Annotated in this window: 9 protein-coding genes and 1 tRNA gene; 7 read left to right on the top strand and 3 right to left on the bottom strand. The window is 46.0% G+C overall.

What is annotated here, in order from left to right:
* Positions 1-77 precede the first annotated feature (77 nt).
* From IXB50_RS22695 to IXB50_RS21425, 3 genes are all read left to right on the top strand, one after another.
* On the top strand, positions 78-3,740 hold the full coding sequence (locus IXB50_RS22695; RefSeq protein WP_326520874.1) for an nSTAND1 domain-containing NTPase: 3,663 nt from the start codon (positions 78-80) through the stop codon (positions 3,738-3,740).
* A gap of 145 nt (positions 3,741-3,885) precedes the next feature.
* The gene (locus IXB50_RS21430) at positions 3,886-6,036 is read left to right on the top strand and encodes an ATP-binding protein (protein WP_215611037.1); all 2,151 of its coding nucleotides are present in this window, start codon (positions 3,886-3,888) and stop codon (positions 6,034-6,036) included.
* Between the two features lie 355 nt (positions 6,037-6,391).
* Positions 6,392-6,919, top strand: coding sequence for a hypothetical protein (locus IXB50_RS21425; RefSeq protein WP_215611036.1), 528 nt, complete (start codon positions 6,392-6,394; stop codon positions 6,917-6,919).
* 8 nt (positions 6,920-6,927) lie between these two features.
* Here the strand turns inward: IXB50_RS21425 and IXB50_RS21420 are convergent, their stop codons facing one another.
* Positions 6,928-7,185 carry a hypothetical protein gene (locus IXB50_RS21420; RefSeq protein ID WP_215611035.1) on the bottom strand — a complete coding sequence of 86 codons (258 nt, stop codon included), beginning with the start codon at positions 7,183-7,185 and terminating at the stop codon, positions 6,928-6,930.
* 602 nt (positions 7,186-7,787) lie between these two features.
* On the opposite strand from IXB50_RS21420, the gene IXB50_RS21415 reads away from it, so the two are divergent.
* Positions 7,788-8,123, top strand: a complete 336-nt coding sequence (locus IXB50_RS21415; protein WP_215611034.1) for a hypothetical protein — start codon at positions 7,788-7,790, stop codon at positions 8,121-8,123.
* Here the strand turns inward: IXB50_RS21415 and IXB50_RS21410 are convergent.
* Positions 8,092-9,213, bottom strand: coding sequence for a site-specific integrase (locus IXB50_RS21410; RefSeq protein ID WP_215611033.1), 1,122 nt, complete (start codon positions 9,211-9,213; stop codon positions 8,092-8,094). The genes IXB50_RS21415 and IXB50_RS21410 overlap by 32 nt on opposite strands.
* Positions 9,214-9,344: 131 nt before the next feature.
* On the opposite strand from IXB50_RS21410, the gene IXB50_RS21405 reads away from it, so the two are divergent.
* The 3 genes from IXB50_RS21405 to IXB50_RS21395 all read left to right on the top strand — a co-directional run bounded on the left by IXB50_RS21405 (position 9,345) and on the right by IXB50_RS21395 (position 12,092).
* Positions 9,345-9,416, top strand: a tRNA-Gly gene (locus tag IXB50_RS21405).
* Between the two features lie 188 nt (positions 9,417-9,604).
* Positions 9,605-10,780 carry a site-specific integrase gene (locus IXB50_RS21400; protein WP_215611032.1) on the top strand — a complete coding sequence of 392 codons (1,176 nt, stop codon included), beginning with the start codon at positions 9,605-9,607 and terminating at the stop codon, positions 10,778-10,780.
* A gap of 589 nt (positions 10,781-11,369) precedes the next feature.
* Positions 11,370-12,092 carry a hypothetical protein gene (locus IXB50_RS21395; RefSeq protein ID WP_215611031.1) on the top strand — a complete coding sequence of 241 codons (723 nt, stop codon included), beginning with the start codon at positions 11,370-11,372 and terminating at the stop codon, positions 12,090-12,092.
* 26 nt (positions 12,093-12,118) lie between these two features.
* Here the strand turns inward: IXB50_RS21395 and IXB50_RS21390 are convergent.
* Positions 12,119-13,299 (bottom strand): ISKra4 family transposase (locus IXB50_RS21390; protein WP_246564848.1); only part of this gene is annotated, 1,181 nt, incomplete at its 5' end.

The raw sequence follows: 13,299 nt of genomic DNA, 5'->3' as shown, positions 1-13,299 counted from the left end.
CCTAATCTCTCAAGACCCTCCATAACCTGCTGGCTTCTCAAGAGAGAGCCTGTTTTTCATGGAAATAGACACTTACCATCGTCGTCTACGGCCAGGTCATCCTCAACCCTCCTCCCGATGAACCGGCAACCGAAACCAGTACAACTGACATTACCCCTAATCCCTACAAAGGTCTCTTAGCCTTTCAAGAAACAGATTGCGATCGATTCTTTGGCAGAAAAGTCCAAACGAAACAACTTTGGGAAAAGTTTCGCACTTTACATGAAACCGACTCCGCCATCCGCCTGCTACCCATTTATGGACCTTCAGGCTCAGGTAAATCATCCCTGGCCCGTGCTGGTCTGATTCCAGAACTCGCACGACGACCATTGCCAGGTAGCGATCGGGTCAACGTTGCCATACTAGTTCCCGGCACCCATCCCCTAGAAGCCTTAGCCACAATATTGGCCCGCATAGCAACAAATGACCCCACCCCCGTCAAAAAATCTCGCGAGTTTCGAGAAGAGTTAGCCCAGGTCAATACAGAAGACACCTATGATGGCTTACGTCGCATTGCCGATGCCCTACCAGACATTACAATCTCACCACTAATCATCCTGGTAGATCAATTCGAAGAAATTTATACCCTTTGTCAGGACTCAACAGAACGGACAGCATTCATTAAGAACTTACTCTATGCCGCAGCAGATCCATCAAAGCGAGTATCAGTCATCGTCACAATGCGAAGTGACTTCCTCGGCGAGACCCAGAAGCTAAGCGTATTAAACACCCTATTTGCCGAACAAGGATTCCTCGTTCGAGCCATGAATGAGCCGGAATTAAAAGATGCCATCAGCAAACCCGCAGACCAGGCAGGCCATCCCCTAGACCAGGCAACGATTAGTCTGCTGATTGAGCAAACAGAAGACCGAGAAGGAGCACTGCCACTGCTGCAGTTTGCCCTTAGCCGCATCTGGGAAGGACTAGAGCAAAGAGTCTCACCTGCCATAACTTTGGAAAATATTGGAGGCGTTGGCGGTGCTCTGGCAGGAGAAGCGGAGCGCGTTTATCAAGCCCTGCCACCAGAGGAACAGACCATTGCTCGTCGTTTGTTTTTAGCATTGATTCAGTTAGGTGAAGGTACCCGTGACACTCGTCGCCGTATTGCTGTAACACGTCTGGTGTCGCATAGAGACAACCTGAAGGCGGTGAAGCAAGTGCTAGAGAAGTTCTCGGCCTCATCTGAGCGTTTAATTACCTGCGCCGCAACAGAAGAAGGAACAGAAACAGCAGAGGTCACCCATGAGGCCCTGTTTGACCATTGGATTCAACTACAGCAGTGGCTAAACGAGAGTCGTAGCGATCTGCGATTTAAACGACAGTTGGAGGCTGCAGCCGCTGACTGGGAAACAATGGGAAAGCCTGAAGGAAAACTTTGGCGTCCCCCCGACTTGGATTTGCTGCGTCAGTATCACGAGAGAACAAGTAGTGACATGACACCTTTAGAGATAGAATTCTTTATAGCCTCAGTTCACGCACTTGAACAAGCTGAGCAAGCAATCAAGCGACAGCGGCGGCTCTTAGTTGGAGTACTCGCTACAGGTTTAATAATGACAACTGGGGCGGCAGTTTTTGCAACCTATCAAGTCCAACGGGTTGAACGCGAGAGAGTAGAACAATTAGCGAGAACTGCAGAAGCCTTGCTTTCTGATCAACCAGTGGAGGCACTCATTCACGCCATTGCTTCGACTGGATTAAGTCAGTCGACTTTCGTGCAATTTCCTGACCGTCCTCAGTTTCACTCAGTCTATGGTGTTTTACTAGATGCTATTCGGACCAATTCAGAGCTAAATAGGTTGAAAGGCCATGAGGATATGCTCTTTTCAGTAGCCGTTGACCCCAATGGCTCGAAAATCGCTAGTGCTAGTTATGATCGAACGCTCCGACTTTGGGATGCGGCATCTGGTCAACTCATCGGAGAACCCTTGCGAGGTCATAATGATGCAATTTTTGCAGTGGCCTTTAGCCCGGATGGATCAAAAATTGCCAGTGCTAGTAAAGACCAAACGCTCCGTCTCTGGGATGCCAACTCTGGTCAACCTATTGGCAAGCCATTGACTGGTCATGCGGATTGGGTCGTCTCAGTAGCCTTCAGTCCTGATGGTTCTAAAATCGTCAGTGCCAGTTATGACGAGACGATCCGACTATGGGATGCCGCATCCGGCCAACCCATCAGTGCCCCCTTGAGAGGTCACGAGGGTTGGATCATTGCAGCCTTTAATCCCGATGGTTCTAAAATTGTCAGTGTCAGTCAAGACCAGACGATCCGATTCTGGGGTGCTAACTCTGGTCAACCTATTGGCGAGCCGTTGACTGGCCATGAGGCTGGGGTCCATGAAGTAGCCTTCAGTCCTGACGGATCTAAGTTTGTTAGTGCCAGTTATGACCATACGCTCCGACTCTGGGATGCCAACTCTGGTCAACCTATTGGCAAGCCATTGACTGGTCATACGGATTGGGTCTTTTCGGTAGCCTTCAGCCCTGATGGCTCTAAAATTGTCAGTGCCAGTCGAGACCAGACACTCCGACTCTGGGATGCCGACTCTGGTCAACCTATTAGTAAGCCCTTGAAAGGCCATGAAGATGGGGTCGCTTCAGTAGTCTTCAGTCCTGATGGCTCTAAAATTATCAGTGCCAGTGGTGACCAGACACTCCGACTCTGGGATGCCGACTCTGGTCAACCTATTAGTAAGCCCTTGAAAGGCCATGAGGATGGGGTCACTTCAGTAGTCTTCAGTCCTGACAGCTCTAGAATTATCAGCGCCAGTGATGACCAGACACTCCGACTCTGGGACACCATTTCCGGTCAACCCATCGGCGAACCATTCACTGGTCATAAAGATGGAGTCCTTGCAGTAGCCTTCAGTCCCGATGGCTCTAAAATCATCAGTGCCAGTCGAGATCAGACACTTCGATTATGGGATGCCGAATCTGGGCAATCCACCGGAGAACCATTAACTGGTCATAAAGATGAGGTTCTTGCAGTAGCCTTCAGCCCGGATGGCTCTAAAATCATCAGTGCCAGTCGAGATCAAACACTTCGACTCTGGGATGCCGAATCTGGGCAATCTATCGGAGAATCATTGACTGGTCATAAAGATGGGATCGCTTCGGTAGCCTTCAGCCCTGATGGCTCTAAAATCGTCAGTGCCAGTGGTGACGAAACGCTTCTCCTTTGGGATGCCACTTCTGGTCAACCCATTGGTGCTCCGTTGAGAACCGGCCATGGGGATGGGGTATTATCAGTGGCTTTTAGCCCTGATGGCTCTAAAATCGTCAGTGCTGGTCTAGACCATACACTTCGACTCTGGGATGCCACCTCCGGTCAATCCATCGGTGATCCACTCATCGGTCATAACGGTAGAGTCACTTCAGTAGCCTTTAGTCCCGATGGTTCTAAAATTGTCAGTGCCAGTTGGGATTATACGATTCGGCTTTGGGACACTATCTCCCGTGAACCCATTGGCAAACCCTTGACTGGGCATAAGGATAATGTCTCTTCAGTTGCATTTAGCCCTGATGGTTCAGCCATCATCAGTGCTAGTGAAGATCAGACGATCCGTCGCTGGGAGATATCGCAAGAAAAATTGTTGGAAAGGGCTTGCAATCAAATGCGCAACCACTCTAGCCTGACTGAGCCTCAAACAGATGTTGCTAAAAAGGCTAAACGGACCTGCGATCGCTATGTCTGGCAAAGATAACGCTCAAACTTGAATGGCTAGATAAGTCCTAGCCCCAACTCACTCATTTACACCACTCTTGAGCCGTTGATAAAATGACTAGTGGAAAAACATTTGACAAGTTCTAAGCTAATGTAGCGTCCATGGGTGAAGTGAGGAAAAGTCTATGGCTAATGACCCGCTTTCATCTGACCATACTCAAGACGCTGCTCCTCATATTCAGCAACATATCAAGGGCGATCGCAACCAAACGATTGGTCAAGTCATAGACAGTATTGTTGTCTACGGCCAGGTCATCCTTAACGCCCCTCCCGGTGAACCGACCAAAGAAACTAGCAAAACGGATATTAGCCCCAATCCCTACAAGGGCCTCTTAGCCTTCCAAGAAACCGATTGCGATCTTTTCTTCGGCAGAGAAGCCCAAACCAAACAACTCTGGGAAAAATTTCGCGCTTTACATGAAACCGACTCCGTCATTCGCTTGCTACCTATTTATGGTCCCTCAGGCTCGGGAAAATCATCCCTGGCCCGTGCTGGGCTAATTCCAGAACTTGCACGACGACCATTACCCGGTAGCAATCGAGCCAACGTTGCCATACTGGTTCCCGGTACCCATCCCCTAGAAGCCTTAGCCACAATATTGGCCCGCATAGCAACAAATGACCCCACCCCCGTAAAGAAATCTCGCGAGTTTCGAGAAGAGTTAGCTCAGGCAAACTCAGAAGGCACCTATGATGGCTTACGCCGCATTGCCGATGCCCTGCCAGACATCACTATCTCAGCACTAATTATCCTGGTAGACCAATTTGAAGAAATTTACACCCTCTGCCAGAACTCAACAGAACGCACAGCATTCATTAAGAACTTACTTTGTGCCGCTGCAGACCCAGCAAAGCGAGTATCGGTCATCATCACAATGCGCAGCGACTTCCTGGGCGAAACCCAGAAGCTGAGCACATTAAATACACTCTTTGCTGAACAAGGATTCCTCGTTAGGGCCATGAATGAACTGGAACTAAGAGATGCCATCAGCAAACCTGCAGAACAGGCAGGCCATCCCCTGGACCAGGCAACCGTTAGCCTTCTGATTGAGCAAACAGAAGACCGAGAAGGAGCACTGCCATTGCTACAGTTTGCCCTTAGCCGTATCTGGAAAGGACTAGAGCAAGGAGTTTCACCTGCCGTAACCCTGGAAAAGATTGGCGGCGTTGGCGGTGCCCTGGCAGGAGAAGCCGAACGCGTCTATCAAAATCTACCATTAGAAGAACAGACCATTGCTCGTCGCGTATTTTCATCAATGGTGCAGCTAGGCGAAGGTATCCGTGATACCCGTCGTCGTATGTCCCTGGAGGAAGTAACATCAAACCAAGATAATACTCAGGTAATAAGACACTTTCTCGACAAGTTTTCTGCATCAGGATTACGTCTAATCACCCTATCCAGTAATGATCAGCAAGTACAAGCAGAGATTAGCCATGAAGCCCTGATCACCTACTGGGATAGACTGCGTGACTGGATTGATAGTGATAGAGAACTGATTTATAGAAAACGTCAAATTGAGTTGGCTGCCAAGGAATGGCAGAATACCAACCGCTCTAAAAATTATCTGCTTCAAGAAAGACAATTAAAAGATGCAATTATCTTCCACAGAGAGCATCTTAAAAAATTTCCACTATCAGAAATAGCGAGAGAACTTATAGACAAAAGTTTACAAAAACAAGCCATCAACTTTAGTAAGTTGGCTGGAATAGTATTGCTATTTTTAACTGTAGCTATGGCTGTATTAACAGCATTCATGAATTTTAAAACACAGCAACTTTTGATCAAGGGTCATAAGGAAAATGCGCTAGAAATTGCTGAGCGGTTTGGTCAAGATGTGGCATGGATGGATGAGACACTGCCGTCTCCAATGGCGCTGGAGAAGGTTATTAACTATCGATCGACTGTTGATACAGCTATTTGGATTCGTTCTCCAGAGGGAGAGCTCGTTGCCCAGTCCGATGTCCTTGAAATGAAGGCATGGAAGAAGGATGGCCTAGCAGAGGCAGTACTAGAGTTACCTGCGGATAAGCTGCTGGAAAGTATAACTATTAAGGACCGACAGCTGATTGTCTCCATTAGTCCCCTGGAAGTGAATGGTAATACTCTAGGCAATCTGTTTATTATTGATGATTTTACTCAAAATCAAAAAAGTTTTGCGGACATTACTCAAGAATTTAGTCTGGCTTTCCTTATATTTATTCTTGCTTATGGTTTAGTAATAACAATCAACTTCCTAAGAATTAAGGTTATTAGATTGGCTCTTAATAAGCTGTAAACTGTAGCCTGGGCATGGCCTAAGGGTGAGAAAATAGATCTTAGTCCTTGTTGGTAATTGTCACTCAGAAAGCCACTCGTAGCGACAGGGCGTTCTCCCAGTGCATGGTTTTCATTTTGCATTAATTGCCGAGCATTGGACACAGCAGAGCATGCAGGGCAAAGAAACTATAGTCATCTATCCTGCATGGCCGTGATTCAAACCATCATTCCTAATACTCAGATGGCAACAACACAATTAGCTGGGTTAGCGTAACCACAGCCCCACCTAAACTCAAGCAGAATTCATTTGACCCCTTACCTCGAAGTTCTTAGGATTTACCCTTAAGAGTTTGAACTTTGTGACGAGAATATTGATGAACGGTGAAAGCACCATCAAACTATGGGGATTAAGCATCACTGACTTGACTGCATTGCTGATGATTGGTCTCACATTTGTTACCACAGTGGCCAATATCCTGCTCTGGATTTCCACCCGTCAAACTGTTAAACTTCTCATCGGTCAAATTCGCCACCAGGTAGCCACCGATTACAGCGAAGCCCAGCACACCCTCGTAGATGTCCACCGAGAACTGTTCCTCGGTATCCTCAATAACCAAAAACTGTTAGAGAGCTTTACTAACGCCAATGGCCTTGATCGAAACGATTGGGAGCTAGAAAAGATCAGCGCATTCTTAGTAAATCAAGTACTCTTAGGGTATCTCCATTTACGAAACGGCATTATTAGCCCCAGTCACTTTGAAGGCTTCAAACGAGATGCTCAGGACGTTTTCGCCTATAAAACAGTATGTTCTCACTGGCAAAAAGTAAGAGTAGCCAACTCAGAAGAATTCAGAAGATTTGTCGATACAGAACTACTCTGGCAAGATCCAGGAACCCCATAAAAAAGACTTCAAATCTCTCCAAAATTCAGACACCGATTATCAACCCTCAACAGTTCAGTTAAATTCGACTTCAAAAACGAAATCAGTTCAGGGGTAAGTTCAACCACCTCTTCATGGTCCGGAATATTAAGTCCAGCATGTTCTGTCCGATTGAGCTTACTACCCTGTACAAATACTCGACCCGTTTCATCAGCATAGAGCGCCGGGCACGTACCGTTATTGCACGGTCGCACCAATACCCGCAGGCCCTGTGAAGTAGTAGCCATATCAACCTCCTGAAAAAAATATGAGTATGTAGATGGATGAGATCGTGAGATCGCAAGGCTACTCCAATAACGCAGAGCGATCACTATTTACAGCCAGTTTCCAAAACTGAATATCCTGCATCATAGGATCTTGACTCACCAGAGGCATCCTGCCGGGAAGCAATAGCATCAACCAGCCAATAGGCTCGCCTACATTCGAGTAATTGTCGCTAAATGGGGCTGAAACCCAATGAAAACAGTAGGTTTGAGACCTATGCTGAGCGATTAACCAGACATAACTGGTCAACGACCTTAGTAAGTCATTCTTAGTAAGTCATTTTATGCTGACAACTTCGATGAACTTTTCCGAAAGCCAGATTTATCAGCTTTTTTGAGGTTTAGCCTAAACCTCAAAAAAGCTGATAACCAGTCTACATTAATTATTCAGTCATCAATTGAATTAAGTAATGTTGCTATGACAGCATTTTGTCAGCATGGTTAAATATCTCTACTATATGATGGCTCTATCAGGAAACATAAGCATTGCCTCTGGGCTAATAATGCTTACCCAGTACAACAAACTCATCTACCGCTTGATAACTCACATCATGGAGAACGGAGTCATGGATATGTACTCCAAAGTGTTAGAAGAACTCAGGCAAACCAATCGAACATTAGAGATGGTCTTTGCTCGTATGGAGCAGATTCAAACAGAACAGGCTGCTTTGTTCAATGTGTTACAAAACAAATCCCAAGAATCTTCCCGTCAACTATACCCTACATCTGAGGCCTACTACATGCTTGGGTTTGACAACCCCGAATCTCTTCGCCATGCCATTCGTAAAGGTGAATTTTTATCGGGGACAGAAATCCAAAAGCGGGGTCGCCGTTTTGTTGTTGATGTTCAAGCTTACAAAACGAGAAAAACTAAAGAACAGAGCCGTCGTCGCGTCGTTTAGGTGGCGTTGGCCGATCAGCTGAATTCAAGGCTCTCTTCACAGCCTGTTGACTATGAGCAAGAGAAATATGCTTGTGATATCTCGCCAAATGAATGCTAGGTGTATGTCCCATTAAGTTGGCACTAACAGTTTCTGGCAAATTGAAATTTACCGATGTCCGAATCGCGAACGCATGACGTAAATCATAGGGTTGAAATGGCAATCCATACCGGTGAAACTGGTTGTTAATCTTTTTGCCTAAATTACCTTTGGTATAGGCATGTTCAGCATCTATACGAGGACGACAAATATTTTTCAATCCCCATGCCTCAACCCATTCAGGGTAAAACAACTGAAATACCAAGCGTGGTCCCGTCTTTCCCTTCAAAACCTGGAGCCCTTCTGGCACCCACTCACAGAAAAACGCTTCATGGGGTCTTAACCCTGCCGCCGCCATAATTCCATAAATCCATCGCCAACCCTTATTGGGAATGCGCTCGAACCACTCTACGATCAGTTCATCACTGGGTAATTCACGATCCTGCACTTTACTGGGTCCATAGTTACCTTGATATTGCATCAAATCCACTTCAATTTTGGCAAAATCTGCCAGCTTCTGTAATCGCTGACAGGTTTGTTGCCGCATTCGAGTGTTATGGGGCTGCTTCAACACCTGCCCAATTAAGATGTCAGCCGTTAGCTTTTTATTCGGTGGCAAACGCTTAAAAATTTTGGCCCAGTTTTCATTCCAGGTAGACTGCTTCAGTTCATTGCGACTACGGTAGTCCTTCTCAAATTCTTTAACAACATCCTTGGTAGTGTGTTTTACCTTCACCAGGTGAACTTCATAATCAACCCAGTCAAACTCCTTGGTTGCCAGTCGTGCCCCCAGAAGTCGCGCATCCTTTTCAGCCCGCTTCAAACCATCTGGATTGGCCGGTAAGTTAAGAGCGATCCGTTGCTGATAGGGAACGATGCGATTACTTCCCGGTTTTGGTGGCAACGTCGCTCGCATACTCAGCGAACTGCCCCGCTGCTCCAGGACCACCTTGGTATTATTCGCCTTTAACCTGGCATTAACCGCTGCCAACGTGTATTCAAGCTTCGGCATGAGCTGGACTAAATCTGGACTAAAATTGGCCTAATTTCCTTAAATATACATCGACATCAATAGACATTTAAGTAACGTAAATTCAGGGTGTTGAGGCGCTAAATTACCTGCTACTATTGCATTTAACCACTGCGGATGTAGTTCAGTGGTAGAACGTCAGCTTCCCAAGCTGAATGTCGTGGGTTCGAGTCCCATCATCCGCTTTTTTACGAAAGGCCCTGAAATCAATTGATTTCAGGGCCTTTCAGCTTTTGAGGCTTCGTTTTTTATGGCCTTGAAATACATACTTCAGGACATGCGTTGGGTCATTTCAGGCCAATTTAGACCCATTATTGGGGTAAAGATGGGGTAAATTGGGGTAAGGATTTACCCCAATTCTGAGGTTTTTGCCATGGCTGCGACTCGGACAAAGCAAAAGGCTTCCAAAGGTACTGTGCGTATCAAAACCTCTAATGATCGTCTGCAGTTGGTCTTTAGCTATGGGGGTAAACGGCATTATTTGAGTCTGGGTTTGCCAGATACTAAGCTCAATCGACGAGCTGCGGAAGCAAAGGCAAAGCTAATTGAAGCAGACATTGCTTTTGAAAAGTTTGACCCTACTCTGGCCAAGTACCGATCTGAGCCAGAAGTGGAGGAAGTGCCTGAAGAAGCAGGGGTAGATTTACTCACTCTCTGGACGCAGTTTGTGGAGTTCAAGTGGCCCCAGTGTTCGCCCAATACTATGCGACAAACCTATGGCCCCTATACCAACCATGTAAAACGGTTTCCCACCCATGAGTTGGCAAGGGCGAATGAGATTCGTGATTATATTTTGCTAAACCTACCGCTAGATGCGGGGAAACGATTGATCACTCGTTTGGCTGCCTGTTGTGAATGGGCGGTGGATTCAAAACAGATTAACGACAATCCTTTTCAGGGAATGGCATCTAAAATAAAAATGCCTAAAGCTATTGCAAAGAAAGGGCTGAATGATATCAATCCTTTCTCACTATCGGAGCGTGATGCCATTATTAAGGCAATTGAGAAGGATCAGTTTTGTCCAGCGGCATCAAGTCGTAAGCATAGTTACTATGGGCCGCTGGTTAAATTTCTGTTTGCGACTGGATGTCGTCCATCGGAAGCGGTGGCCCTTACCTGGCAAAATGTAGCAGCAGACTGTAAGCAAGTTACTTTTGCCCAGGCACTGATTGATACTGAGGGTGGCAAAGAGATTCGATTGGGGTTAAAGACTCAGGAACAACGATCATTCCCCTGTAATCGAACTTTGAAAAAACTGTTGAAGACGCTTAAATCTCAGGAGAGTTTATCGAGGGCTTTGGTGTTTCCATCACCTGCGGGCAAGATGATCGATACGAACAACTTCAGAAATCGAGTATGGAAAAGGGTATTGGATGGCCTTGGGATTGAGTACCGAAAGCTTTATCAAACTCGTCATACATTTATTACCCATGCTTTAGAAGCTGGGATGGATGCAAAAGATGTAGCTCGGCTGGTGGGTAATTCTCCAGAGATTATTTACAGGCATTATGCAGGGAAGAAAAGAAAACTAGAAGTTCCTGAGTTTTGAATTGTTAGGAGGATGTGGATCACTTGACAGAGCAATTACTAGAGATGATTTCCAATCGAGAGGGATTGCACAAGTAGCTAAGCTTTCCAAAGGCTGACTTCAGGAATAGGTGAGTAGCGAATAAAAGAGAGCGACCAAGCACGTTGACGTGCATACCTCACAAAAGAGCCGTCAATTTGAATGGAACGAACTATAGCCCAAAGGCAGTAAACAAGGATATGGTTAATATTCAGTTGAGACACACGTCGAATTGTGGGTGTGCCTGTAGATGACTACACCTGCCAGAGGCCTGAAATCTTAGGCTGTTACTTTATCAGTATGTGAGGTCAGCTATACTGATTCTGGAAGGATCTATGAGGCAATCTTTCTAATGCAATGATATCGAGCGATGAGTACACAAAGTAGATAACTCAATCATATTGAAAGATTCGATGCATCATTGAGACAATTGGTGTCTCAACTCGCTCAAATGATACTGTCATTCTCCAAAAAAATAGAGTATCATATCTGGCCGTTTAATATTTCATCCACCACTAAAACGCCCCTTTACTCTCATAGAATTTTCATTTATAAAACAAGGTAAACCCTAATGAAATCAAATACTCACCTTAGCAAGGCTCAAGTGCATGAAGTATTGTCTTCTGAGGCACATGCTGATATTACAGTTTCTGGGAAAGAGTTCTTGTCTAATCTCAATTTAGATAAGTATAACAACACCTCAAAATCTAAAAAACGAGCTAATTGGAGAGCAATCAAGAATTGGTTGGGAAAATATAGGCCACTTTCAGAAAGCTCAAATCTTGAAAGAATACGTGGATACTTAGAGGCATTTCATCATTTGTGTGAGATAGAGGCATGGGAAGAGAGTAGGAGCTTGCTTGATTTACCCCTTAGTTCACCACTCCATGAGACACTTGTTCAACATCTACATACTTGGAATTACTATCAGCAAGAAATAACTTTATACACAAGACTTCTAGACCATTGCGACTCTATCACCAGCTCGTTTTATATGAATCAATTAGGATTTATTTATATGATTTTAGGACAAGAAGAGCGTGCACTCACTTTTTTTAAAAGGAGTCTAATAACTAGCCAAAGAGAAGGATCTGTCCAATGGCAAGGACTACCTCTAATAGGCATAGGTTTAATACATTCAGACTCAGCAGATTTGAATAAAACAATTAGTACGCTAGATAAAAGTCTTGTTTTAGCTCAAAGCACCAAGAATCTTACAATGGAGGCACTGATACTAGGTGTTATAGGTGTCACTTACTTAGGAATACAAAATCAAGATAGAGCAAATGAATAGGGTGAGGCTCTTTTCTAGCGACGCAATTAAGCTGACAACAATCTTTCAGGGTCTTGAAACTTATGCATGTGATTGCGCTTGAGCTCTTGAATCTTGTGGAATTGCCAATACTCATCAAAGTCTCCACTAGATCTTAACGCTCGAATTCGCAGCACAGCTTCCGCCCGGTCTAACCGCCAACGAGCCCCCGTAATATCCATGCGGTCATTGACCAAATGGCGACACGCCCCCTCAATCACTCCTGTGGCAATAGGATACCCCTTCTCTAAATAGTCGTCATAGCGAAGGTAGTTTCGATATTTCAACAGATAGTCAGCACAGTTATCAACCCGCTCTCTCGCTGAAGAGGATAGCTTTTTCAGGGTAGCACTGCGTCTCATCCCAGCGGCTACATCACTGGCCTGTCCCTGCAAGAGTCGTAAGCCGCGCTCCTTCACCCAGGTCTCAGCCTCCTGACTACCGGGCACGAAAAAGCAAAAGGCTGCTTTCCAAACGTATTCGAGCACATGCACAAAATCCAGCACGATAGTGGCCTCTAGCTGTTGTTTTTTAAGCACAGCCTTGATGCTATTCAATTGATGCTCCCCACCATCGACGAGCACTACCCAGTCTCGTTGAGCTTTGGGGTCACGTCGGAGGGCTTCTTCAAAGACATGACCAATGACGGTTTTAGTATCTTGTCGAATATCTGCCCAGACGCGTTTATTGCTAATCACCGGACGTGGAGGCGGGTCGCGTTGCTCCCCGATGATATCCTCAGGGCATCGTTCGAATCGGGGGACACTATACACAGACGCCACGGTTGCCATCCGTTTTCGGTCTCGTTTTTGCCCCGGACTCAATCGAGTCTTTCGGGATTGGGCCGCTTTTTGGGCCGCCTTAGCCGTCGCCTCTCTGAGGTCTTTGCTATGCATCACAATGCCTTTGCCATCCGTGGTCACCACCAGTAGGTCAGTACTCGACTCGGGGGCTTCATGAGACCGTTGGGCGTAAAAGTCTTCAAAGTCGTGAGCCACTTTCACACTCACCTCTTCACACTGACGTTTACCCACCGTTGCCCCAGTCATCTCGCCAATCGTCTGGCTGGTCTCTGCAAATGACACTTTGGAGGCTTCTATAGCCACTCGACGGCCCTTACTGTCTTGATGGCACTTGGGGTCTGTGTTGTATGCGGGGCCTGTGTTGTATGATTTATCGAAGTCAAAAT

This window comes from Leptothoe spongobia TAU-MAC 1115, assembly GCF_018739885.1.
Lineage (GTDB): Bacteria > Cyanobacteriota > Cyanobacteriia > Phormidesmidales > Phormidesmidaceae > Leptothoe > Leptothoe spongobia.
Note: the sequence above shows the minus strand (reverse complement) of the source record. Positions and strands in the feature narration are given on the sequence as shown.

Excerpts from the sequence above, each read along its gene's own strand:
- IXB50_RS21415 (WP_215611034.1), top strand. The coding sequence starts at position 7,788 with ATGGATATGTACTCCAAAGTGTTAGAAGAACTCAGGCAAACCAATCGA.
- IXB50_RS21420 (WP_215611035.1), bottom strand. The coding sequence starts at position 7,185 with ATGGCTACTACTTCACAGGGCCTGCGGGTATTGGTGCGACCGTGCAAT.
- IXB50_RS21395 (WP_215611031.1), top strand. The coding sequence starts at position 11,370 with ATGAAATCAAATACTCACCTTAGCAAGGCTCAAGTGCATGAAGTATTG.
- IXB50_RS21425 (WP_215611036.1), top strand. The coding sequence starts at position 6,392 with ATGAACGGTGAAAGCACCATCAAACTATGGGGATTAAGCATCACTGAC.
- IXB50_RS21400 (WP_215611032.1), top strand. The coding sequence starts at position 9,605 with ATGGCTGCGACTCGGACAAAGCAAAAGGCTTCCAAAGGTACTGTGCGT.
- IXB50_RS21430 (WP_215611037.1), top strand. The coding sequence starts at position 3,886 with ATGGCTAATGACCCGCTTTCATCTGACCATACTCAAGACGCTGCTCCT.
- IXB50_RS21410 (WP_215611033.1), bottom strand. The coding sequence starts at position 9,213 with ATGCCGAAGCTTGAATACACGTTGGCAGCGGTTAATGCCAGGTTAAAG.